The organism is Rhizobium sp. WW_1 (genome assembly GCF_003610155.1).
Classification (GTDB): domain Bacteria; phylum Pseudomonadota; class Alphaproteobacteria; order Rhizobiales; family Rhizobiaceae; genus Rhizobium; species Rhizobium tropici_A.
Window position 1 is genome coordinate 407,638 of the sequence record NZ_RAIN01000007.1, and the last position, 22,103, is coordinate 429,740.

Annotated in this window: 22 protein-coding genes and 1 tRNA gene; 7 read left to right on the forward strand and 16 right to left on the reverse strand. The window is 60.9% G+C overall.

The genetic code is table 11. From position 1 onward, the window contains the following. Positions 1-67: 67 nt before the first annotated feature. Positions 68-898, reverse strand: a complete 831-nt coding sequence (locus BJ928_RS22735) for an aldo/keto reductase (protein WP_047630572.1) — start codon at positions 896-898, stop codon at positions 68-70. Positions 899-1,043: 145 nt separating this feature from the next. Further along, complete coding sequence (locus BJ928_RS22740; protein WP_047630571.1) at positions 1,044-1,592, reverse strand: L,D-transpeptidase; 549 nt, start codon at positions 1,590-1,592, stop codon at positions 1,044-1,046. 148 nt (positions 1,593-1,740) lie between these two features. Between BJ928_RS22740 and BJ928_RS22745 the strand changes: the two genes are divergently transcribed. Both BJ928_RS22745 and BJ928_RS22750 read left to right on the forward strand, forming a co-directional pair. Further along, complete coding sequence (locus tag BJ928_RS22745) at positions 1,741-2,424, forward strand: response regulator transcription factor (RefSeq protein WP_047630570.1); 684 nt, start codon at positions 1,741-1,743, stop codon at positions 2,422-2,424. A 7-nt stretch (positions 2,425-2,431) separates the two neighbouring features. Next, positions 2,432-2,887 carry a cyclic nucleotide-binding domain-containing protein gene (locus BJ928_RS22750; RefSeq protein WP_047630569.1) on the forward strand — a complete coding sequence of 152 codons (456 nt, stop codon included), beginning with the start codon at positions 2,432-2,434 and terminating at the stop codon, positions 2,885-2,887. A 19-nt stretch (positions 2,888-2,906) separates the two neighbouring features. Here BJ928_RS22750 and BJ928_RS22755 read toward each other — a convergent pair whose 3' ends face one another. The 7 genes from BJ928_RS22755 to tesB all read right to left on the reverse strand — a co-directional run bounded on the left by BJ928_RS22755 (position 2,907) and on the right by tesB (position 11,103). Continuing rightward, the gene (locus BJ928_RS22755) at positions 2,907-3,428 is read right to left on the reverse strand and encodes a GNAT family N-acetyltransferase (RefSeq protein ID WP_245432463.1); all 522 of its coding nucleotides are present in this window, start codon (positions 3,426-3,428) and stop codon (positions 2,907-2,909) included. Positions 3,429-3,496: 68 nt separating this feature from the next. After that, positions 3,497-4,300 carry an exodeoxyribonuclease III gene (locus tag BJ928_RS22760; RefSeq protein ID WP_047630568.1) on the reverse strand — a complete coding sequence of 268 codons (804 nt, stop codon included), beginning with the start codon at positions 4,298-4,300 and terminating at the stop codon, positions 3,497-3,499. Between the two features lie 203 nt (positions 4,301-4,503). Beyond that, the gene (locus BJ928_RS22770) at positions 4,504-5,178 is read right to left on the reverse strand and encodes an outer membrane lipoprotein carrier protein LolA (protein WP_047630998.1); all 675 of its coding nucleotides are present in this window, start codon (positions 5,176-5,178) and stop codon (positions 4,504-4,506) included. A 135-nt stretch (positions 5,179-5,313) separates the two neighbouring features. After that, positions 5,314-7,986 (reverse strand): DNA translocase FtsK, encoded by a 2,673-nt coding sequence (locus BJ928_RS22775; RefSeq protein ID WP_047630567.1) that lies wholly within the window; start codon positions 7,984-7,986, stop codon positions 5,314-5,316. 273 nt (positions 7,987-8,259) lie between these two features. Next, positions 8,260-9,627: an ammonium transporter gene (locus BJ928_RS22780; RefSeq protein WP_047630566.1), complete on the reverse strand. Its 1,368-nt coding sequence runs from the start codon at positions 9,625-9,627 to the stop codon at positions 8,260-8,262. 27 nt (positions 9,628-9,654) lie between these two features. Further along, a complete protein-coding gene (locus BJ928_RS22785) occupies positions 9,655-10,005 on the reverse strand; it encodes a P-II family nitrogen regulator (protein ID WP_047630565.1) in 351 nt (116 codons plus the stop codon). A gap of 213 nt (positions 10,006-10,218) precedes the next feature. Then, positions 10,219-11,103, reverse strand: a complete 885-nt coding sequence (tesB, locus tag BJ928_RS22790) for an acyl-CoA thioesterase II (protein WP_047630564.1) — start codon at positions 11,101-11,103, stop codon at positions 10,219-10,221. A gap of 83 nt (positions 11,104-11,186) precedes the next feature. Here tesB and BJ928_RS22795 point away from each other — a divergent pair, with 83 nt between their 5' ends. Next, positions 11,187-12,401, forward strand: a complete 1,215-nt coding sequence (locus tag BJ928_RS22795; RefSeq protein ID WP_047630563.1) for a ubiquinone biosynthesis hydroxylase — start codon at positions 11,187-11,189, stop codon at positions 12,399-12,401. Positions 12,402-12,499: 98 nt separating this feature from the next. Here BJ928_RS22795 and BJ928_RS22800 read toward each other — a convergent pair whose 3' ends face one another. After that, positions 12,500-13,378, reverse strand: a complete 879-nt coding sequence (locus tag BJ928_RS22800; RefSeq protein WP_047630562.1) for a LysR family transcriptional regulator — start codon at positions 13,376-13,378, stop codon at positions 12,500-12,502. 239 nt (positions 13,379-13,617) lie between these two features. On the opposite strand from BJ928_RS22800, the gene BJ928_RS22805 reads away from it, so the two are divergent. Then, the gene (locus tag BJ928_RS22805; protein WP_245432465.1) at positions 13,618-14,868 is read left to right on the forward strand and encodes an MFS transporter; all 1,251 of its coding nucleotides are present in this window, start codon (positions 13,618-13,620) and stop codon (positions 14,866-14,868) included. 7 nt (positions 14,869-14,875) lie between these two features. Here the strand turns inward: BJ928_RS22805 and BJ928_RS22810 are convergent, their stop codons facing one another. The 4 genes from BJ928_RS22810 to BJ928_RS22825 form a co-directional block, all read right to left on the reverse strand. Then, on the reverse strand, positions 14,876-15,064 hold the full coding sequence (locus BJ928_RS22810) for a Trm112 family protein (RefSeq protein ID WP_037154712.1): 189 nt from the start codon (positions 15,062-15,064) through the stop codon (positions 14,876-14,878). Between the two features lie 9 nt (positions 15,065-15,073). Continuing rightward, complete coding sequence (locus BJ928_RS22815; protein ID WP_047630561.1) at positions 15,074-15,733, reverse strand: LON peptidase substrate-binding domain-containing protein; 660 nt, start codon at positions 15,731-15,733, stop codon at positions 15,074-15,076. Between the two features lie 235 nt (positions 15,734-15,968). Next, positions 15,969-16,943 (reverse strand): thioredoxin, encoded by a 975-nt coding sequence (trxA, locus tag BJ928_RS22820; RefSeq protein ID WP_047630560.1) that lies wholly within the window; start codon positions 16,941-16,943, stop codon positions 15,969-15,971. 158 nt (positions 16,944-17,101) lie between these two features. Beyond that, the gene (locus BJ928_RS22825; RefSeq protein ID WP_052227592.1) at positions 17,102-17,611 is read right to left on the reverse strand and encodes a prolyl-tRNA synthetase associated domain-containing protein; all 510 of its coding nucleotides are present in this window, start codon (positions 17,609-17,611) and stop codon (positions 17,102-17,104) included. A 245-nt stretch (positions 17,612-17,856) separates the two neighbouring features. Between BJ928_RS22825 and BJ928_RS22830 the strand changes: the two genes are divergently transcribed. Together BJ928_RS22830 and BJ928_RS22835 are read left to right on the forward strand one after the other, a co-directional pair. Continuing rightward, positions 17,857-17,931: transfer RNA gene (locus BJ928_RS22830), tRNA-Gly, on the forward strand. A gap of 208 nt (positions 17,932-18,139) precedes the next feature. After that, entirely contained in the window at positions 18,140-18,781 is a 642-nt protein-coding gene (locus BJ928_RS22835; protein ID WP_047630559.1) for a DUF1007 family protein, read from the forward strand. Between the two features lie 24 nt (positions 18,782-18,805). Here BJ928_RS22835 and BJ928_RS22840 read toward each other — a convergent pair whose 3' ends face one another. Then, positions 18,806-19,552 (reverse strand): phosphatase PAP2 family protein, encoded by a 747-nt coding sequence (locus tag BJ928_RS22840; protein ID WP_047630558.1) that lies wholly within the window; start codon positions 19,550-19,552, stop codon positions 18,806-18,808. Between the two features lie 423 nt (positions 19,553-19,975). Here BJ928_RS22840 and BJ928_RS22845 point away from each other — a divergent pair, with 423 nt between their 5' ends. Next, positions 19,976-20,824, forward strand: a complete 849-nt coding sequence (locus BJ928_RS22845; RefSeq protein WP_047630557.1) for a MipA/OmpV family protein — start codon at positions 19,976-19,978, stop codon at positions 20,822-20,824. Here the strand turns inward: BJ928_RS22845 and BJ928_RS22850 are convergent. After that, positions 20,765-22,096 (reverse strand): cyclopropane-fatty-acyl-phospholipid synthase family protein, encoded by a 1,332-nt coding sequence (locus tag BJ928_RS22850; RefSeq protein ID WP_052227591.1) that lies wholly within the window; start codon positions 22,094-22,096, stop codon positions 20,765-20,767. The two genes, BJ928_RS22845 and BJ928_RS22850, sit on opposite strands and share 60 nt — an antisense overlap. Positions 22,097-22,103 lie beyond the last annotated feature (7 nt).

Sequence of the window (22,103 nt, forward strand, 5' to 3'; positions counted from 1 at the left end):
ATCGACACAAAAAGGCCCGGAGCTTTCGCTCCGGGCCTCTCTGTTTATGTGATCGGCAACCCGCCGGTCAGAAGCTGGCCTTCAGCGGATCGGGGCCGATGCGGCCACCGGCCGAATCGAGCTTGGCCATCTCAGCCAGATCGTCGGCATCGAGCTTGAAGTCGAAAACCCTGAGGTTTTCCTCGATACGGCTCGGCGTCACCGATTTCGGGATGACGATCAGGCCATTGTCGATATGCCAGCGGATGATGACCTGCGCCGGCGTGCGGCCGTGCTTGGCGGCGACCTTGCCGATAACAGCATTGGCGAGAAGCTTGCCCTGGCCGAGCGGGCTCCAGGATTCGGTCTTGATGCCCAGCTTGTCGTGAACCGCGCGCAGTTCCTTCTGCTGGAAGGTCGGATGCAGCTCGATCTGGTTGAGTACGGGCGTCACGCCGGTTTCGCCGATGATGCGCTCGAGATGCGCCTCGGCAAAGTTGGAAACGCCGATCGAACGGGCACGGCCTTCTTCCTTGATCCGCACGAAGGCTTTCCACGTGTCGAGATAGCGGTTGCGGTGCGGCGACGGCCAGTGGATCAGATAGAGATCGATATAATCGGTGCCGAGGCGCTTGAGGCTTTCGTCAAAGGCCCTCAGCGTGGAATCGAAGCCCTGCGCCTCATTCCAGAGCTTCGTGGTCAGATAGATGTCCTTGCGGGCGACGCCGGACTGGCGCATGCCCTCGCCGACGCCGTCCTCGTTGGCATAGATGGCGGCGGTATCGACATGGCGATAGCCGGCCTTCAAAGCCGTACTGACAGCCATAGGCGCGACGTTTTCCGGGGTTTGCCAGACGCCGAGGCCGACCTGCGGAATGGAGTTGCCGTCATTGAACGTGATTGTCGGTTGCGTGGTCACGATAAGTCTCCAAAGGATGAGAAATGGGTGGAGTGAAGGCGTGATTTAAATTCGGAAAGAAAAGGTCGCGGCCTGGCCCGCGCGGGCGCGCCGGTCGAAAACCTATATAGTGGAGAATGCCGCGACTTTAACCCCGATGACCCGATCAGACAACCCGAATGGCGGTCCCCTTGCGCAACAGCGGCAGGATGCGGCGCATGTCGGGAAGGCTGACCGCGACGCATCCGGCAGTCGGCTCATATCCCGGCCGGATCAGATGAAAGAAGATCGCCGAGCCGCGATGACGCCGGCGCGACCTCACATTCCAATCCAGCACCAGGCAGACATCGTAGAGGCCGTCGCCCCGCAGCAATTCCTCATGACTGGGCTGGAACGGAGCCTTCACCAGCCTGTTGTAATTGGGATCGCCGGGCTCATCGCACCAGAGCATATCCTCGCGAATACGCCGCATCGGCAGAGCCGTCTTCAGGGAGCGCAGGCGATCGCCACGCGTGAAACCATAGAGCAGCTTCATCTCGGCAATCGGTGTTGCGCCGTCCCCTTCCCGCTTCAGGATGCTGCGTCCGGATCTGCCGATCGCGGCCGGCACGGTGAGGCCTCCCACCTGCACCAGCGCCCGCGTCTTTCTGCCCGGCGCAGCACGCACGACGATCGTCGATGCGCTGCGTCTGGCCCCCGCCCTTGTCTTTTGCATTTTCCTCACATGTTTTTGCTTTGCGCGTGATTTCATTTGAAATCATAGCAGTTTCATCCAAACGACCAAGCCTGAGCCGCGTCGCGACTTGCTAAAAATGCAATTTGGCGTAGGACTTAGGAGGGAATAGAACGAGGACCCGAACGGCATGACCGCACGCACCATTCTCCTGGTGGACGATGACAACGACCTGCGCGAGATGTTGGTCGAGCAATTATCGCTCTATGAGGAATTCAATGTCCTGCAGGAGGCGACCGCTGGAAAGGGCGTGCAGACGGCGCGCACCGTGCCCGTCGATCTCCTGATCATGGATGTCGGCCTGCCAGACATGGACGGCCGCGAAGCCGTCAAGCTGCTGCGCAAGAACGGTTTCAAATCGCCGATCATCATGCTGACGGGTCACGACACGGACTCCGACACTATTCTCGGCCTGGAAGCCGGCGCCAACGACTATGTGACGAAGCCCTTCCGCTTCGCCGTCCTGCTCGCCCGCATCCGCGCGCAGCTGCGCCAGCACGAGCAGAGCGAAGATGCGACCTTCACCGTCGGCCGCTACCTCTTCAAGCCGAGCCAGAAGCTGCTCACCACCGATGACGGCCAGAAGATCCGCCTGACGGAAAAGGAAGCGGCCATCATCCGCTATCTCTATCGCGCCGATCAGAAGGTCGTCACCCGCGATATCCTGCTGGAAGAGGTCTGGGGCTACAATTCCGGCGTGACCACCCACACGCTCGAAACCCATGTCTACCGCCTTCGCCAGAAGATCGAGCGCGATCCCTCCAACGCCGAAATCCTGGTGACGGAAAACGGCGGCTACAAGATCATCCCGTAGGCGATCGATGGCGCTGAACGACGATATCCGACTGCTGTCGCAACTGCCGCTCTTTCACGGCATGGGCGATGAGCCGCTGCGGCTGATCGCTTTCGGCGCCGATCGCCGCCATGTGAACGACGGCCAGACGCTGTTCCGGGAGAAATCGCCCGCAGAATGCGCCTATGTCATCACGCGGGGCAGCTTCGAGCTCAGCACCATCGACGCCAGCGGCCAGAAGCAGGTGGAGGCGGTCGTCCAGGCCGGCACCATGCTTTCTGAACTCGCTATGGTGACGCTGGTGGAGCGCAAATATACGGCAGTCGCCGCGGAAGAAGCCGACGTGATCCGCATCACGCGCGCCCTCTTCCACCGCCTCATCGAAGAATATCCCGATGCCGGCCTACTGATCCAGAACCGCATCCGGGAAAACTTTGCCACGCTGGCGAGACAGGCGGCAGCCCTTCTCGGCCGCTTTTCCTGACCTTCACCGACGACCGGTCTCACGACAGCGGCTTTACAAGCAAGACCGTCGTCAGTCCGCTCTCCCAATCCTCATCCGGATAGCGGTCAACCTCGCGATAGCCTCGGGCTGCATAAAAGGCCTGACTGGGATGATTGAACGTATCGGTTTCCAGTCGTGCCACGGCAAAGCCGGCAGCAGCAATCTGCTTCTCTGCATGGTCCATCAGACGTCGTCCGATTCCCTGCCGAGCATGCGCCGAATGCACGTGAAGCGCGTGCACGAAGTCGTCATCCCAATCGACAAAGCCGACGACCTGACCTGCAACCTCGGCCACCCAGAATAGAAGCCCGCGCATATCCACATAGGCGGCAGGCTTTTCTTCCTGAAGAAATGCCTGCACGGCGGCCTCCGTGATGTTGGGTCGCCAAGTGTTGTCGAAGGTATCGTGAAGAACGGCGCACAGGTTGGCCGTATCCTCCCGTCGCGCTGCCCGAAGGATGGGATCTCTATCTCTACTCATGATGGCAGGATAGACCTGCTGGCGGATCGAATCCAGCATTTGATGCCCTCGTTTGACGGCAGTCATGCAGATCGATCACCGAGCGGAAGACATCAACCGTTCCATCACTAGAGATCGAAATGCGCCGTAACGGGCACGTGGTCGGATGGACGATCCCAGCCGCGCGCCGCCTTCAGGATCTCGATGCGCTGCAGATGCGGGCCGAGATCGGAGGACGACCAGATATGGTCGAGGCGACGGCCACGGTCGGCGGCTTCCCAGTCCTTGGCGCGATAGCTCCACCATGTATAGAGCTTCTCGTTTTCAGGCACCTGCTGTCGCATCAGGTCGAGCCAGGCGCCGCGCTTCATCACGTCGATCAGCCCGTCGGTCTCGACCGGCGTATGGCTGACGATCTTCAGGAGCTGCTTGTGCGACCAGACGTCGTGCTCGAGCGGCGCGATATTGAGATCGCCGACGAGGATAGCCGACGTGTTCTGCTCGGCATTGGCGTGCAGCTTCTTCATCTCCTCGATGAAATCCAGCTTGTGGCCGAACTTCGGATTGATATCCCGATCCGGCTCGTCGCCGCCGGCCGGTACATAGAAATTGTGCAGACGGATGCGCCGCCCGCCACGCTCGAAGATCGCCGAAATGTGCCTGCTGTCGCCGACATTGCAATAATCCTGGCGATGATCCTCGGTTAGCGGGAAACGCGAAGCGATGGCCACCCCATGATAGCCCTTCTGCCCATGGATGATGATGTGCTCATAGCCAAGCGCCCTCAGCGGCGCATAGGGGAAAAGCTCGTTCGGAACCTTGGTTTCCTGCAGGCAGAGGACGTCAGGCCGGGCCTGCATGACGAACTGCTCGACGATGGGCATGCGCAGCCGCACCGAGTTGATGTTCCAGGTCGCAATCGAAAATCCCATGCCCAAACCTTCCCCTTGAGAGCAGTTCCAGGAAAAGTGCGCAGCGGTTTTCCGTCCGGAATTGCATCAAAACAGACACGTGGAGCGGTTCGGCGATTCGATGAAACGCTTGACCGCTCTAGCCAGGCTAAGGCTTTAGACCGGGAACCAAGGAAAAGAAAGCGCCATTCGGCGCTTACCTTATGTCCGCGGTGGAGAGGCGATCAGCGCGTATAGTCGATGCGGAAGACGCTGTCGTCGAAGGCGACATTGGTCTTCACATTATTGATGATGACATCGGTCGTCTTGCCCTGCGGATCGATCACAGTCCATTGCCGCAGGTCGTAGGTCTTCGAATCGAAGATCATCGTGATGGTGGAATCGCCGAAGACGGTGCGGTTGCCGAGCGTGATCTTGGTCAGATCCGGCTGCGAATCGACATTGCGCACCATGTCGGCCGAGAGGTCGATCTTGTTGGCGAGCAGCAGGCTGAGCGGCGTCTTCGACAACTGATACATGTTTCTTGTCTGCGTCTGGTCGTTGATGACCTGCACGTTGTTGCCGTCGCAGATGACGCGCATGCGCGACGGCGGATCGTAGTTGAAGCGCATCTTGCCGGGACGCTGAATGAAGAATGCACCGCTCATCTGATCGCCGCGCGGCCCGATTTGCAGGAAGCCGCCCTTCATCGACTTGATGGACGAGAAGTGATCGGCGATGGCCTGGGCGATATTGGGATTGAGGGTGGCTGCAGCTGCCTGTGTCTGTGCCTGCCCTTGGGCCTGCGCAAGGGCCGAAACCGGCAGAACCCCTGCCGCGCCGACCGCGACCACGGCGCCGAGGAAATGCCGGCGGCTCAGGGAAAGTCGGCTGGACGGCTGCGCATCAAACTTTGTCATCGAATTCTCCTTCATGCTTCGTCCATGGCGCGCAAAATCGGCGTCTTCATGGCGCAACGGCCCGGGGCCGGTAAGGGGCTGCGATCAAATTTCCCTGAACATAGACCGACTATGCGACACAGAAGGCGGGCTGCCTCAGCGATCCAGTATATCGGCTTCGGTGGGAACGAGGATTTCGCGCTTGCCGGCATGGTTGGCCGGGCCGATCAGCCCTTCCTGCTCCATGCGCTCGATCAGCGAGGCCGCGCGGTTGTAGCCGATGCCGAGCCGGCGCTGGATGTAGGAAGTCGAGGCCTTGCCGTCGCGCAGGACGATCGCAACCGCCTGGTCGTAAGGATCTTCTGAATCGGAAAGATTGGCGGTGCCCGCCGGACCATGGCCGTCTTCGTCATCCTCATCGTCGGCGGTGATCGCATCGAGATATTGCGGCGCGCCCTGCGTCTTCAGATAGGCGACGATATCCTCGACTTCGCCGTCGGAGACGAAGGGACCATGAACGCGCTGGATGCGCCCGCCGCCGGCCATGTAGAGCATGTCGCCCATGCCGAGAAGCTGTTCGGCACCCTGCTCGCCGAGGATGGTGCGGCTGTCGATCTTCGACGTCACCTGGAAGGAGATGCGCGTCGGGAAGTTCGCCTTGATCGTGCCGGTAATGACGTCGACCGAGGGACGCTGCGTCGCCATGATGACGTGGATGCCGGCCGCGCGTGCCATCTGTGCCAGACGCTGCACCGCGCCCTCGATATCCTTGCCGGCGACCATCATCAGGTCGGCCATTTCGTCGATGATGACAACGATATAGGGCATCGGCTTTAGGTCGAACTCTTCCGTCTCGTAGATCGCCTCGCCGGTGTGTCGGTCGAAACCGGTCTGCACGGTACGGCTGATCGCTTCGCCCTTGGCGACGGCCTGTTCAACGCGGGTATTGAAGCCGTCGATGTTGCGCACACCGATCTTCGACATCTTCTTGTAGCGCTCTTCCATCTCGCGGACGGTCCATTTGAGCGCGACCACAGCCTTCTTCGGATCGGTAACGACAGGCGACAGGAGATGCGGGATACCGTCATAGACGGAGAGTTCCAGCATCTTCGGATCGATCATGATCAGGCGGCACTGTTCCGGCGTCATGCGATAGAGCAGCGACAGGATCATCGTGTTGATGGCGACGGACTTACCCGAACCAGTCGTACCTGCGACGAGCAGATGCGGCATCTTGGCGAGATCGGCGATGACGGGCTCGCCGCCGATCGTCTTGCCGAGCGACATGGCGAGCTTGGCCTTGGACGTCTCGAAATCGCGGCTGGCGATGAGCTCGCGCAGATAGACCGTTTCGCGCGTCGAATTCGGCAGTTCGATGCCGATGGCGTTGCGGCCGGGCACGACCGCGACGCGGGCGGCGATCGCGCTCATCGAGCGGGCGATATCATCGGCAAGACCGATGACGCGGGACGATTTGATGCCGGGCGCCGGCTCAAGCTCGTAAAGCGTGACGACCGGGCCGGGGCGGACATGGATGATCTCGCCCTTGACGCCGAAATCCTCGAGCACGCCTTCGAGCATGCGGGCATTCTGCTCCAGCGCATCGGCCGAGAGCGTCGCATCGCGGGTAATGGTCTTGGGTTCTGCAAGCAGGTGGACGGCGGGAAGCTGGAAGCCATAGGGACGGATGAAGGAGGTCTGTGCCTCGCGTTCCGCCCGCGCACCCGGCTTCGGGCGCGGTGCGGCGGGAGTGACGCGATGGCCGGCGGCCGCACCCTTCGGCGTAGCCGGGGCGAGCGGCCAATCCTCGTCCTCGTCGTCGGGCAAGATATCGGCCGGGCGGCGCGGATCGCGATCATAGAGCGCGTCTTCGTCCTCATCCTCGTCGTCTCCGAGGCTGATCGAGGGCGCGGACACGACGCGGCGCGCAGCCGGGCCATCCATGGATGGATCGAGGCGGTCGCCACGAGCCATGGGTGCCTTTGCACGCACCGGCTCGTTCAGGGTACCGAATTCGTCGTCGTTGAAATCATAGGGCGCGTCAAAGGCATGGTCGCGGCGCTTGCGCGGACCCATGCCGAACAGCCGGCGAAGACGTGCCTGCGTGTTGTACCAGGCATGCATGACGGCACCGAAGGCCATGAAATTGCCGAGGAAGCTGCCCCGGTCGTCATCCTCGTCCACATCGCCCACCCGGCGGGCACGGCTGCGGGTTTCCTCGTAGTCGTCCTCATCCTCTTCGTCGTCAACGAGGTTTTCGCCGATGACGCCGGAGGCAAAAAGCATGAGCCAGGCGGCCGGAACGGCGAGGATCGAACCGATGACAATAGCAACCACGCCGCTCGGATAGGTGCCGATGAAGAGGGCCGGAAGGCGCAGGAGGAGATCGCCGACAACGCCGCCGATGCCGTTCGGGATCGGCCAGGTCGGCGGCGCCGGGAAGCAGGCGATGGAACCGGCCGCAACGATACAGCCGCCGATCCAGGCGCCGAGGCGCGATGGCACCCGATGAAGCTTTCGATTGGTGATGAACGCCAGGGCCCAGGCGGCAATGGGCAGCATCGCCAGAACCGAGGCAAGGCCGAGCGACTGCATCAGGATGTCGGCAAAGGCGGCGCCCGGAAAGCCGAGCAGGTTGGTGGGCGCATTGGCGGTTGCGTAGGAGTAGCTGGGGTCCATGACGTTCCAGGTCGCCAGCGCCGCTACGGCGAGCGCCAGCAGGAACAGTATCGCAAAGCCCGCCAGGCCCTTGACCTGACGCCAAACCACGCTCGAAAGCGATAAACGGTCGGGGCGACCGCTCAACGCCGCCGAATTGCTTCTGCCCATGATATCCAGCCCCGTTCCTGTCCAAAGCGCAAGCGAATCGGTCTATGCCCACTCGCCGGCAGGTTAGACCTACCTAATCAGAGGAGGGTTAATGGCATGTTAACCATCCATGCCAAGCCCAGGGATTGCAGGCTTTGGAAGCGGGATATCGTTGCACAAAAGAAAAGGGCCCGAACCGAAGTCCGGGCCAAGGGCGTCCTGTTTGCGATGAAACAGGACGCGACGGGATGTTGAGCGATGCCGGGCATTTTGCGCCGGCATCGCAAGCTCCGATCAGGAATTGTGGTAGGCGGCTTCGCCGTGCGAGGCGAGGTCGAGACCTTCGCGCTCTGCTTCCGGAGCGACGCGCAGGCCGATGATGACGTCAACGATCTTGTAGAGGATCGCCGAGCCGATGCCGCACCACAGGATTGTCGTGACGACGGCGGTGAGCTGCACCACGACCTGGCTGCTCATGGTGACGCCATCGGCATAGCCGACGCCGCCGAGCGAAGCGCTGGCGAAGATGCCGGTTGCGATGGCGCCAAAGATGCCGCCGATGCAGTGGACGCCGAAGACGTCGGCCGTATCGTCGTAGCCGAACTTGTTCTTCACGACCGAGACGAAGAAGTAGCAGAGCGGGGAGACGATGAGGCCCATGACGATCGCGCCCATAGGACCGGCGATACCGGCGGCAGGCGTGATGGCGACCAGACCGGCAACCATGCCCGAAGCGCCGCCGAGCATGGAGGCCTTGCCGCGGGTGAAGGTCTCAACGAGCGACCAGGAGATGATGGCGGCAGCCGTTGCGACGAAGGTGTTCACGGTTGCGAGCATCGCGCCGCCGGAAGCTTCGAGGTTCGAGCCGGCATTGAAGCCGAACCAGCCGACCCAGAGCATGGACGCGCCGACCATGGTCAGCGTCATGGAGTGCGGAGCCATCATGTCCTTGCCGAAGCCGACGCGCTTGCCGACGAGCAGGGCGCCGACGAAGCCGGCGATACCGGCATTGATGTGAACGACGGTGCCGCCCGCAAAGTCGAGGGCGCCCATCTTGAAGAGCATGCCGTTGGAATCCCAGACCATGTGCGCGATCGGGAAGTAGACGAAGGTCGCCCACAGCGCGCAGAAGAGGATGGCGGCGCCGAACTTGATGCGTTCTGCAAAGGCGCCGATGATGAGTGCCGGCGTGATGGCGGCAAAGGTCATCTGGAACAGCATGAAGATGAATTCAGGAATGACCACACCCTTGGAGAAGGTTGCCGCCGTCGTCGAGGTCGAGACGCCCGACAGGAACATCTTCGCCGTGCCGCCCCAATAGGGGCTGGTGCCGCCGCCGAAGGCGAAGGAATAGCCGTAGATGACCCAGAGCAGCATCACGACCGCGCCGATCATCGTGCACTGCATCAGCACGGAGAGCATGTTCTTCGAGCGGACGAGACCGCCGTAGAACAGCGCAAGGCCCGGCACGAGCATGAACAGCACGAGAATGGTGGAGATGAACATGAACGCGGTATCGCCCTTGTCCGGCACCGGAGCAGCGGCGGTCGCGGCGGCGGCAGCCGGGGCGGCGTCCTGGGCGAAAGCGATCGCCGGCGCAAGCAGGGCCGCGGAAAGCGCGCCCACCCGTGTCACGGTGGAGGAAAGCTTGGAAAATGACATGCAAGTAACTCCCTGATCGGCCGTGTCTTACAGCGCGTCTGAATCGGTTTCGCCCGTACGGATGCGCACGGCATGGTCAATGGAATAGACGAAGATCTTGCCGTCGCCGATCTGGCCGGTCTTGGCGGCCGACGCGATGGCCTCGACGGCCTTGTCGACGGTTTCGGATGCGACTGCGACCTCGATCTTCAGCTTCGGCAGGAAGCTGACGGCATATTCGGTGCCGCGATAGATCTCGGTATGCCCCTTCTGGCGCCCGTAGCCCTTCACTTCGGTCACAGTCAGGCCCTGGATGCCGACAGCCGTGAGGGCTTCACGGACCTCATCGAGCTTGAACGGCTTGATAATGGCCATCACAATTTTCATCTGGTTTCCCATCCTTTGTTAGCCTCGGCACGGAGCCGACTCTCCTTGCCGCCGACGAGTGTTTCTGCAGCGACTGGCTATACACATTCAAAGGACGTGCCAGATTCGTGACACATTTTTAACGTATTGAAATAAAACAGATTTATTGAGTAGACCCAATAAAGCGGCATTTCTCGTCGCGAGAGCCGCACAAATAAAGTGCAAATTTATAAGTTTGCCATTTATTTAATCATTTGCCTTTTTACGAATCAGCCCCTCCTGCGCCACCGACGCAATCAGGACACCGGATCGCGTAAACAGGCTGCCGCGGGTAAACCCACGCGCCCCCGAAGCACTGGGGCTTTCCTGGCTGTAGAGCAGCCAGTCATCGAGCTTGAACGGGCGATGGAACCACATGGCATGGTCGAGGCTCGCCACCTGGACGGTGGGGTCGAGAACCGATGTACTGTGCGCATTCAAGGAAACATCGAGCAGCGTCATGTCGGAGAGATAGGCGAGCACCGCATTCTGGTAGAGCCTGCTATCCGGCACCGGTCCCGTCACGCGGACCCAGATATTTTGCCGCTGGCTCGGCTGCGCGCGGGAGAAATAGCTCTCGATCGAGACCGGCCTGATTTCGATCGCCCGTTTGCGCTCCCAATAGCGGCGCACGTTTTCCGGCGCGTGGGCGAGATAGCGCTGTTTGACCTGCTCCTCGTCCATCAATTCCTCCGGCATCGGCACGGCAGGCATATCACTCTGATGATCGAAACCGGGCTCGTCGATCTGGAAGGAAGCCGTCAGCGCAAAGATCGCCTTGCCATGCTGGACCGCAAGCACGCGCCGCGTATTGAAACTCGAACCATCGCGCAGACGGTCGACCTGATAGAGGATCGGCACGGAAGGATCGCCCGGCAGCATGAAATAGGCATGCAGCGAATGCGCGAAACGATCGCCGTCGACGGTCCTCTGCGCCGCCATCAGCGCCTGGCCGATGACCTGCCCGCCGAAGACGCGCTGCCAACCGACCTGCGGGCTGTTGCCGCGAAACAGGTTCATCTCAATGGTTTCGAGATCAAGCGTCGCAAGCACGGTTTCCATCGGGGTGAGTTTCTCGGTCTCTCGCGACATTTTGCTTGAACTCCAATGGTAGGAACCACGAACAGGATGCTCTATATAGAACAGGAAGTGACAGTAAGACACAGGGAAGCGCTATGTTGGACATGCTGGTAGTGGGTGGCGGGTATGTGGGTCTTGCCGCAGCGGTCGCAGTCAAGCAGGCAGCGCCGCATCTCGACGTCATGATCGTCGAAGCCGCGCCGGAATCCGTATGGAAGAAGGACATGCGAGCATCGGCAATCATCGCGGCCGCCTCGAAGATGCTTGAAGTCCTGGGCGTATGGGACGAGATCGCGCCGGAGGCTCAGCCGATCACCCGCATGGTCGTCACCGATTCGCGCACCGGCGATCCCGTGCGCCCCGTCTTCCTGACTTTCGACGGCGAAGTGGCCGAAGGCCAGCCTTTTGCGCATATGGTGCCGAATCTCGCGATGGTCGGCGCGTTGCGCGGTGCCTGCGAGCGCCTCGGCATCACGATCAAGCATGGCCTCAGCGCCACCGGCTTCGTCACCGACGACAATAAGACAACCCTCACCCTTTCGGATGGCAGCACGCTGGAAACGCGGCTTCTCGTCGCCTGCGACGGCGTGCGCTCGAAGCTGCGCGACATGGCGGGCATCAAGACCGTCAACTGGGACTACGGCCAATCCGGCATCGTCGTGACAGTCGAGCATGAGCGGCCGCATGGCGGCTGCGCCGAGGAGCATTTCCTGCCCTCCGGCCCCTTCGCCATCCTGCCCTTGAAGAACAATCGCTCCTCCCTCGTCTGGACGGAGCGCACGTCCAACGCCGAACGGCTGGTCGCCTCCGACGATCTCCTCTTCGAAGAGGAATTGGAGCGCCGCTTCGGCCACAAGCTCGGCGCGCTCACCACCATCGGCGAGCGCCGCGCCTTTCCGCTCGGCCTGACGATCGCCCGCGACTTCGTTGCCCCGCGCTTTGCACTCGCCGGCGACGCCGCCCACGGCATCCACCCGATCTCGGGCCAAGGCCTCAATCTCGGCTTCAAGGACGTGGCGGCATTGGCCGAAACCATCGTCGAAGCCGACCGCCTCGGCCTCGATATCGGCTCGATCAATACGCTCGAGCGCTACCAGACCTGGCGCCGCTTCGACACCTTCCGCATGGGCGCGACGACCGACGTGCTAAACCGGCTCTTCTCCAACGACAACACGCCGCTGCGCATCGCCCGCGACTTCGGGCTAGGGATCGTCGACCGCCTGCCAAGCCTCAAATCCTTCTTCATCGGCCAGGCCGCCGGCACGACGGCGAAGCACAATCCGCGCCTGCTTGCCGGCGAGGCGATTTGAAGGGCGGGATCGAAGGAGAGTCCCACACGCCGGTCGCATCTATTGTCGCTCTGATTTCGTCGCGGCTGCTTGCATCGCCAATCTCCGAGACAGAAGCTCTATTCGAGGTTCCGCATTTCACCATCCATCCAGCGGCAGAATTGACGGACCGCTCGCGATTCCGAGCGACGTTGATAGCGATAGGTCCCGGTCTCAACCGGCACGTAACCGGGCAAGATCACCAGGGCGCCCGACTTCACTTCTCTACCGGTGAGGATGGTTGGTGCGAGCACCATGCCGAGACCGGCAACACAGGCATGAAGAGCAGCGTCGTCCGTATCGAAAGCATGGGCGAGAGAAAGGTCCGCCAGCGAGATATCGAACGTCTCGCACCAGAGCTGCCAGTCCCAGTTACCCACGCTGCACTGAAGCGCGGGTATATTGGCAACGGCGATCTCATGAGCGCTGCCATCTTTTGTCAGCAGGCTCGGAGAGATAACCGGGCGACGCAGATCGCGCGCAAGAAATTCCCATCCGTCGGCCGCCTCTCCTATCCGGAAATGACGGATGCTGACATCGGAGTCGGGAACAACAGGGAAGCCGCGCGCGGAACTCGTTTCCACGCGAACACGCACCTGCGGACATAGAGAGCGGAAACGATCCAGCGACGGGATGAGCCAGCGCAGCGCCAGCGACGTCGTTGCATGGACACTGATTTCGTTCTCGTCGCGATAAAGCGCATCGGCCGAGCGTTCGATGAGCCCGATCGCCGGCGCCACCTCCTGATAGAAGCGCCGCCCGACATCGCTGAGCGAAACGGTGTTGTTGCCGCGATGGAAGAAGCTAACCCCAAGCTCGTCCTCAAGCTTTTTGAGCTGGTGGCTGACCGCGCCGGAGGTCACACCGAGCTCGGCGCCGGCCGCCGTCAGGCTCCCGGTGCGGGCCACGATCGAAAAAACCCTGATGGCGTTGAGAGAAACACGATGCTTTCCCTGCATGAATTTTCCTCAACCTCCCTTGAAATTCCTCGTTTGAGCAGCGGGCAAAAATCAAGCACAAGCAAACACGGAAAGCGCTTCAACACAGGTCATATACTTAAACAGACTCGTTTGGAAAATCGAGCCGTAGCATGAGTATTTGCCGAGCGTAGCATTATTTTTATTCCTCGTCCGGTCGAGCGCGCCCCTTTCTTTGTTCCGCCAGAAACGAAAAACTTCTCCCTCTCAAAAGGTCTTTGATGCCTCCCCCTGGACATCGCTATCGCAGCCCGATCACGCCTTTTGCGCCGGTTGCCCGGATGCCATTCCGCTCGTCCACGGCTCTTGCCGTTGCCGCCCTGTCCCTGACCCAGCTCATCGGTTGGGGCGCAACCTTCTACCTGCCGGCGGTGACCGGCCCCGCCATGGCCGATGAGCTGGGCATGGCTCTGCCCATGATAATGGCCGGGCCGACGGTCATGCTTGTCGTCATGGCGATGGTGTCCTGGCCGTTGAGTGATGTGTTCGAGCGCCACGGCGCCCGCCCGATGATGGTTTTGGGATCATTCCTTGGCGCAGCCGGCCTGCTGGTCATGGGCCTGGCCAATGGTCCGGCGCCCTACATACTGTCATGGACCATTCTCGGCCTTGCCGGCGCCGGCATGTTGACGACGCCCGCGCAGATCGCTGTCAGCGAGATCGCCGGCGAGAAAACGCATCGGGCGCTCGGCGTGCTGATCCTGGCCGGCGGGCTGACATCGACCATCATCTGGCCATTGACGGAGCTTCTGCAGGCACAATGGGGCTGGCGCACGACGACACTCGTCTTTGCGACCCTCATGCTGCTTGTCTGCGCGCCTTTGCATTGGGGGATACTTGCTCGCCAGCCCAAGGAAAAATCCGATATGAAGGCGATGGCAGAACCTGCTGCCATCGACAGACCGAGCTTTACACTTCTGGCCGCGAGCTTTGCCGCCAATGGCTTCGTAACCTGGGGATTTGCCCTAACGATCATCATCCTGTTCGAAACTGCGGGACTCGATCACGCCAGTGCGCTGGCGGCAGCAGCGTTCATAGGCGTTGCGCGATGGGCGGGACGAACCGTCGATTTTGTCGGTGGCCGGCGCTGGTCGGGCTTTGCAACCGGTCTTGCCGGCTCTGCCTTGTTTCCCCTGAGCTTCGCCGTCCTTCTGTTGAGCAGCAGTTTCACCGCCGCCATGCTTTTCGCGACGCTCTATGGCATCGCCAGCGGCATCACCGCCGTCACCCGCGCCACGCTGCCGCTGCAGATCTTCCCTGCTAGCATCTATGCCCGCGCATCGGCACAACTGGCCGTGCCGCTCAATCTCTCCTACGCCGCCGCGCCGCCATTATTTACCGCCGTCATGACCTATGCCGGTCCACACGCTGCCCTGTGGCTGGCCCTGGCGATCTCGATCTTTGCGTATGGCACGCTTCTTGGTCTTTGGCTGCTGCATCGCCAAGTGAAGCACGCATCGCAACAGAGCTGAACCAACCTCAATCCTCGATACGTCTTGCTTCCGAGATCAGCATGATCGGAATGCCGTCGCGGATCGGATAGGCAAGGCGCGCCTTTTCCGAGATCAGTTCGTTCTTTTCCCGGTCGTAGCTCAGCCGCCCCTTGGTGAGCGGGCAGACGAGCAAGTCGAGCAGTTTCGGGTCCACCTTGCTGACCGTGACATCCATGGGAAGTTCCTACTGCAGCAGCGAATCGGTGTCGCCGGAGCCGGCAAGCACGATCTTGACGATGGCGATGAAGGTTTCGGCGCGGGTCTTCAGGTCAGGCGCCTCCAGCAGGGCCTGTTTCTCGGCCGGCTCGAAGGGCGCCATGATCGACAGCGAATTGACGAGCATCATGTTGTCGGCCCGTTCGACGCTTTCCCAGTCCGCCTCGAGCTTGTTGGCCTCGAGATAACTACGGAAGGCCGATAGCAGCGCCGGGCGATCGACCGTGCCCTCCTCGTGATGGGATTTGAGATCGGAGATGAACGGCGTGATGCGGAAGGTGCGATAGGGCTGATGAGCGGTCACTTCCTCCATCAGCCGGAAACGGCATATGCCTGTCAGTGCGGTAATGTAGCGTCCATCGCCGGTTTCGGAGATGGACGTGATGCGCCCCAGGCAGCCGACATGCGCCAGATTGGGCGATTCCGCCGGCTCGCCCAGCGCCGGCTGCACCATGCCGATCAACCGGTTGCCGGCAATGGCCGCATCGAACATGGCGAGATAGCGCGGCTCGAAAATATTGAGGGGGAGTTGCGCTCCGGGCAACAATAGCGCGCCGGACAGCGGAAAAACGACGACCGATTCGGGCAGGTCGCCCGGCTTCAGATATCTGGCATTACCGACTTGCATCTCTTCCATCCCGCTGGATCGCCGCGCCACGCGCCGCGTGGGCCGCGCAGGAACGACACACATCGCGGTCATCGCCCCTTCTCGCGCCGCGTCATCGACAATGTGGCCCCGTCTGCCGAAAACACAAGAGCATTTTCAATGAAAACGCCGATACGCTTGCCGGATACCGAAGACCAACAAGCGATCGCGCGGAAAGTTCGGCGCGATCGCCATACCCGTCAGGAAAACGGGCCCTTTACGAAAACAGGATCGAGGAAAGCCTGCGCCGTGCCGCAATCGTGGCGGGGTCCTTCGGCCCCCAGACCTCGAAGAATTCCAGCAACTGGCGGCGCGCGCCGTCGTCGTCGAAGCTGCGATCCTTGCGCATCACGGTCAGAAGATGCTCGGCCGCCTCTTCGCGCTTGCCTTCGACATTGCGGATCTTGGCAAGCTTGATGCGCTGCTCGTGATTGTCGGGATTGGACGCGAGTTCATGCTCGATCGCCACGGGATCGCCGAGCTTGCGGGCTTCGTCGATCTGGTCGAGCTTCTTGACCACGGCCTGAATGCCGGCATCGTTGGCAAGCGTCTCCGGCAGATCGGCCAGTGCCTCGCGGGCACGCTGGCTCTGGCCGGCGGCAATCATGCATTCAGCCATGCCGGCAAGCGCCTTGGCGTTTTCAGGATCTGCCTGCAGCACCGCACCGAAGAGCTCGGCCGCGCCATTGACGTCGCCGCCGGCGAGCAGGCCGCTTGCCTCTTCCAGGACGGCTGCAATCTCGGCCGCCTGATCATCAGCACCACCGGCCGGACCGCCGAGGCGATCGATGAACTGGCGAACCTGGCTTTCCGGAACCGCCCCCATGAAGCCATCGGCCGGACGGCCGTTGACGAAGGCGATGACGGCCGGAATCGACTGGATGCCGAGCTGGCCGGCGATCGACGGATGATCGTCGATGTTCATCTTCACTAGCTTGACACGGCCCTGGGCCTCGGTGACCACCTTTTCGAGAACCGGAGTCAATTGCTTGCACGGGCCACACCAGGGCGCCCAGAAATCGACCAGCACCGGCTGGTTGCGCGATTCCTCGATAACGTCCTTGGCGAAGTTGGCGGTCGTCGTGTCCTTGATCGGCGAAGCGCCTGATGCCGCAGGCGCGGCACCGAAGGATGCCGTCGCCGACATCTGTCCGCCGAAGGAAGCGTTATAGGGATTGTTGGAACCGCTCATGAGTGTCTCCCGCCTGCCGGCATCCTTGATTTTGTTGGAAGCGCGCTTTCAAGCAAACCTTTGCGGTTCGCCCGGCAGCACGCTCAATGAAATGGCCAATGCGGCCGGACAATCCGAGAAAAAGCCGACCGCCATAATCTTAGCGCTAAAATCGTACGTTAGCTCGTCACTTTCAAGACTAGCGGCGTATGACCGGTCGCCTCCATGAAGCGCAGGAGATCGCCACTGGCGATCGACGTCGTCGCATCGTTCGACAAAGGGTGGCAATTGACGACGTCATGCGCCATCAGCTCCGCATCGAGAACGAAGGTGACATTCTTGCCCGCATCGTTTATCGCGCCGAATGCCGTTACCGAACCGGGAATGACGCCGAGATACTCCATCAGCTTTTCCGGCTTGCCGAAGGAGACCTTGCTCGCGGCACCGATCAGCGTGTGAACGGTCTTCAGATCGACCACCGCGTTTTCCTCGACGGTCAACAGGAAGAAGTTATCCTTCTTGTCTTTCACGAACAGGTTCTTCGTATGCCCGCCCGGAATTTCGTCGCGCAGCGACACGGATTCGGCAACCGTGAAGACCGGGGCATGATCCTTGGTCGTGTGGCTGATGCCGAGCCCGTCCAGGAATCGGAAAAGATCGTCGCGGTTTTTCGGGCTGGTCTCTGTCATGGCGTCTCGCAATCGAAAATGGACCGCCCCCTGATACGTCGCCCACAATTTCATTGCAATCTTTCACACGACAAACCCCGGCGTTTCCGGGCTTTGCGACGGCTCGCAGAAAGAACATGCAATTTTTCTTCGAGAACTCGTCATTTCCCTGTTGCATTTGAAAATCGGTTAGGCCATATACCGCCCGTCGCCGCAAGACGACGCCCAGCGGTCCAACACACTACCCCGGATCGCGACGGGAATGAGCGGGTGTAGCTCAGGGGTAGAGCACAACCTTGCCAAGGTTGGGGTCGAGGGTTCGAATCCCTTCGCCCGCTCCAGTTTTCCAGTCTTTCTCTTGAAGAAGAAGCTACGGCTCACGCCGAGGGCTGGTTATTGGCTGAAAAGCCAAGTTTTCATATTCCCGTTTCTTCCCCTGGCCTCTATGGCCTTCCCGACACGCGCAGGGTCTCAAATCAGTCTCAATTGACGTTCAGGTCTGCTGCATCACAAGAATGGGCGCAACGCGGTATTGCTTGCATGAAAAGCATGAAGAGAACGATTTCCCTGCTGGTCGCAATGCTGTCGCTCGTGCCCATGCCCGCATTTGCTCATCCGCACATCTTCATCGACGCCAAATTCCAGGTCGTCGCCGCCCCTGACGGCTCGATCAGCGAGCTGCGCAACGTCTGGAGCTTCGATGAGGTATTTACCTCTTCGGTTCTCATGGATTTCGGCAAGGCCGGCGACGATGCGCTGAGCGCGAGCGAGCTGAAGGCGGTCGGCAAGACGGTCCGGGATTCGCTGGCGCAGTATGACTACTATACGAACGTCACCAGCAACGGCAAAGCCGTGCCGATGGCCAAGCCGGATGCGATCCAGGCGGACTACAAGGACGGTTCGCTGACCCTGACCTTCTCGCTGAAACCCGTTGAGAAGACCTTCCTCAAAGGGACGACGATCTTCGGGATCTACGACAAGACGCTCTACACGGCTGTCGATTTCGCCACCGACAACGACATGAGCATGTCGGGACCCGCCTCCGGCCGCTGCAAGCGGAAAGTCATCAGGCCCAATCCCAAGGAAGTCATGGCGGAAAACCAGGCTGCGCTGACGAGCATGTTCTTCAGCGATCCGAAGGGCACCGACTATTCGCTGCTCGTGGCGACGCGGCTGGAAGTCCAGTGCTGATCCCACGCCCGGAAATACCCTCATTCATTTGAAAGGCGAGACATCGCTCCCTGCCGCATCCTCGCCGTTCGGCGCAAGCGATATGTAGCGGCGAGCGATGATCCAGCAGGCAAGCGCCCAGGTCGCGCCCGCACACCAGCCGCCGAGGACATCGGTCGGGTAATGCACGCCGAGATAGATCCGGCTCGCTCCGATCATCAGCGTCAGCAGGATACCTGCCGCAACGGTGAAGACACGCGTCGAGCGATAGGTGCGCGTGCCCGAGATCAGCGCGGCAAGGGTCAGATAGGTCACGGCTGAGACCATCGCGTGACCGCTCGGAAAGCTGAGATCGTTGACCTCGACCAGATGCGGCACGATATCCGGCCGCGGTCGCGCGACGCTAACCTTCAGGGCCGCGCTCAGCGCCCAGCCGCCGAGCACCGAGGCAAGGACGAAGATGGCGATGGCGCGCTGCCGGTCGAACAGCAGGTAGATCGTCACCAGCGTCGTCATCAGCGCCAGCACGGTCGTCCCGCCGAGGCTCGTGATGTCCTTGACGGCATGGGTCAGCCAAGCCGGCCCGATCGGAACGGAGAGATCGCCGGGCTGGCGGAGCGCCAACAATATCGCCTCGTCGAACCCCTTGGTACTGCCTTCAAGGACCTCGCCTGTGAGATAGATGAACAGAAGAATTCCGCCCGAAACCAGCGCGAACATGACGAGCAGCAGCGGTTCGTAGCGGTTCAACCATCCTGGGATATCCGATGTGCCGAATGGCCGATCCTTCATGCGCTCAAACCTGCCTTGTCTGCTAATACGTCACTTCGTCCGCCGCCAAAGCCGGATAGCGGACGGACCCTATTTAGGAATGAAACACATGCGTTCCAACCGCGATAAAGGCAAGTGCGGCATGTTTGCTACAGCCGTCCCTTCAGGTTCGTGAAATATAATAGCTCTATCGTCAGGCGTATTTTTTCGACACCGGAGGCGGTGGCGCGGGCGATGCGGTCGGCGCTGTTTCCTGGTAAAGAGACGTTCATGAGGTTGCTAGCGATGAACAGGGGGAGTGCCGCGCCGGGCCTTTGCGACTGCTGCGGGATATTCGGACGACAGGTCAGGCCCCATGTCGGCGCATAAAGTTTTAGCTGTTTTCAGAACCTCCGGCTGTGCTAATAGTGCCGCAGGGGCGATCAGAAGTCGGGTGTTGTCAGAGTGATAAATGTTGGGACATCTTTCTCCGCCCGGCTGTCTGCGCTGGCCGGAACGGGGCTGCTGGCAGCATCTGTAATCGGCTTGTCTCCCGGCACTTCCCGGGCGGACGACGCTCCGAATTCCTCGAAGAGCACCTGGGTCGTGACGCTTGGGGCGACCGTTGAGTATGGCCCCAGCTACGAGGGCTCAAAGCACTATACATTCGGCGCATTGCCCTCTTTCGACATCCATCGCCTCGGCGAGGCCAAGGAATACAGCACCCCGGACGATAATTTCGACTATCAGCTCTTCGATCTCGGCGGCCTCGAAATCGGTCCCGTCGTCGGCTTGAGGGACAATCGCTTCGATCTCAACGATCTGCATCTGCAGAGCCAGCGCAGGGTGCGCTGGGATTTCGATGCCGGCGGCTTTGCCCAGTATTGGCTGATGGAAAATCAGCTCCGGTTCCGCACGGAAATACGTCAATCGCTATGGGGTGGCGATGGCCTGGTCGGTGATTTCGCCGTCGACTGGTTCCAGCCACTCGGAGACAAGTGGCTCTTCTCCGCAGGGCCTCGCCTGTCGATGGCAAATTCGGTGTATATGCGCACCAACTTTGGCATCTCGGAGAGCGAAGCTGCGAGACACGGCCATATCAATGCGTTCAATGCCGGCGCCGGTGTGAAATCGGCCGGCTTCACCGTAGCTGCGACCTACACGATCTCCCCGGAATGGAGCGTGCAGGTCTACGACAAATATAACCGGCTGGTCGGCGATGCCGCCGACAGCCCGATCACCTCGCGCTTCGGCTCACCCAACCAGAACATTATTGGCTTCACGCTCAACAGGACCTTCAACGTCAGCTTTTGAGGCGCTCTTCGCTTCGTTGTCGGCGATATAGTTGCGCGTCAGCGGAATGAGGTCATTTCGCTTGGCCATCTGAATCTGGAAGACGACGAGATCCTCGTAACGGAACGCGGCCTCCGCCGTCGAGAGATAATACTCCCACATGCGGCAGAAGCGTTCGTCGTAGAGCTTGGCGGCGTCATCCCAGCGCGCCATGAAACGCTCCCGCCACGCCTCGAGCGTTTTGGCATAATGCAACCGGAGCACTTCAACATCTGTTATGGCAAGTCCGGCCGCCTCGATCTCGGGCACGATTTCGGAAAGTGCCGGAATATAGCCGCCTGGAAAGATGTATTTGTCGAGCCATGGCGTCGTGAAGCCAGGCGTTGCCGAACAGCCGATGGTGTGCAGCACCATGACGCCGTCATCCTCCAGCAATTCAGCGCATTTGCGGAAGAAGGTGCGATAGGATGCCAGCCCGACATGCTCGAACATGCCGACGGAAACGATCCTGTCGAAATGGCCGGTCAGGCTGCGATAGTCCCGCAGCGCAAACTGGACCTCCGCCGGCGTTCCGCCAATCTTGTCGGCGACGCGCTTCGAAGCATATTCGTGCTGCTCTTCCGAAAGCGTAACGCCGAGCACGGAGCCACCCGGCGCCTGCTCCGCCATATGCAGGGCCAGCCCGCCCCAGCCGCAGCCGATATCGAGGATGCTGTTGTTTGGCTCGATCAGCAGCTTGGCGGCGAGGTGCCGTTTCTTGGCAAGCTGCGCGTCATCGAGCGACTGGTCGGCATGTTCGAAATAGGCGCAGGAATATTGCCGGTCGGGATCGAGGAAAAGCTCGTAGAGCCGACCATCGAGATCGTAGTGATGCGCGACATTGGCCTTCGAGCGCCCCGGCAGATTGCGGTGGCGAAAGATCCGCAGCTTCGTTCGCGCGTGATCGATTATGCGGGCGATAAGGGGATGAGTGCTGTTCTGCCCCTCCCTCAGCATCATCGCCACGAAATCGTAAAGCGTGCCGCGCTCGACGATGAAGCGGCCATCCATGAAGAGCTCGCCGAGCCGCTTGTCGGCATCGATCAGAAGCGCCCATTCGGCACGGTCGTCGGTAAAACGGACATGAACGGGTTCGCCGCTGCCGTCCCCGAAGGTCAGCACGCGGCCGCTTGCCGTCGTCACGGTCAGCGCGCCTCGCGTCACGATCGACGACAGCGCACGCTTCACGCACCAGTCCGCCAGGCTGGAGAAAAGGGTACTGCTCTTGCCCTTGGGGCGGTTGTCAGCTTGCATGTTGGGT

Coding starts and splice junctions, on each gene's coding strand:
- BJ928_RS22815 (WP_047630561.1), bottom strand. CDS start 15,733: ATGCAAGTCGGTAATGCCAGATATCTGAAGCCGGGCGACCTGCCCGAA.
- tesB (WP_047630564.1), bottom strand. CDS start 11,103: ATGTCGCGAGAGACCGAGAAACTCACCCCGATGGAAACCGTGCTTGCG.
- trxA (WP_047630560.1), bottom strand. CDS start 16,943: ATGAGCGGTTCCAACAATCCCTATAACGCTTCCTTCGGCGGACAGATG.
- BJ928_RS22850 (WP_052227591.1), bottom strand. CDS start 22,096: ATGCAAGCTGACAACCGCCCCAAGGGCAAGAGCAGTACCCTTTTCTCC.
- BJ928_RS22770 (WP_047630998.1), bottom strand. CDS start 5,178: ATGACAAAGTTTGATGCGCAGCCGTCCAGCCGACTTTCCCTGAGCCGC.
- BJ928_RS22835 (WP_047630559.1), top strand. CDS start 18,140: ATGAAGAGAACGATTTCCCTGCTGGTCGCAATGCTGTCGCTCGTGCCC.
- BJ928_RS22805 (WP_245432465.1), top strand. CDS start 13,618: ATGCCTCCCCCTGGACATCGCTATCGCAGCCCGATCACGCCTTTTGCG.
- BJ928_RS22780 (WP_047630566.1), bottom strand. CDS start 9,627: ATGTCATTTTCCAAGCTTTCCTCCACCGTGACACGGGTGGGCGCGCTT.
- BJ928_RS22800 (WP_047630562.1), bottom strand. CDS start 13,378: ATGCAGGGAAAGCATCGTGTTTCTCTCAACGCCATCAGGGTTTTTTCG.
- BJ928_RS22825 (WP_052227592.1), bottom strand. CDS start 17,611: ATGACAGAGACCAGCCCGAAAAACCGCGACGATCTTTTCCGATTCCTG.
- BJ928_RS22740 (WP_047630571.1), bottom strand. CDS start 1,592: ATGCAAAAGACAAGGGCGGGGGCCAGACGCAGCGCATCGACGATCGTC.
- BJ928_RS22810 (WP_037154712.1), bottom strand. CDS start 15,064: ATGGATGTCACGGTCAGCAAGGTGGACCCGAAACTGCTCGACTTGCTC.
- BJ928_RS22795 (WP_047630563.1), top strand. CDS start 11,187: ATGTTGGACATGCTGGTAGTGGGTGGCGGGTATGTGGGTCTTGCCGCA.
- BJ928_RS22750 (WP_047630569.1), top strand. CDS start 2,432: ATGGCGCTGAACGACGATATCCGACTGCTGTCGCAACTGCCGCTCTTT.
- BJ928_RS22745 (WP_047630570.1), top strand. CDS start 1,741: ATGACCGCACGCACCATTCTCCTGGTGGACGATGACAACGACCTGCGC.
- BJ928_RS22755 (WP_245432463.1), bottom strand. CDS start 3,428: ATGCTGGATTCGATCCGCCAGCAGGTCTATCCTGCCATCATGAGTAGA.
- BJ928_RS22840 (WP_047630558.1), bottom strand. CDS start 19,552: ATGAAGGATCGGCCATTCGGCACATCGGATATCCCAGGATGGTTGAAC.
- BJ928_RS22785 (WP_047630565.1), bottom strand. CDS start 10,005: ATGGGAAACCAGATGAAAATTGTGATGGCCATTATCAAGCCGTTCAAG.
- BJ928_RS22775 (WP_047630567.1), bottom strand. CDS start 7,986: ATGGGCAGAAGCAATTCGGCGGCGTTGAGCGGTCGCCCCGACCGTTTA.
- BJ928_RS22760 (WP_047630568.1), bottom strand. CDS start 4,300: ATGGGATTTTCGATTGCGACCTGGAACATCAACTCGGTGCGGCTGCGC.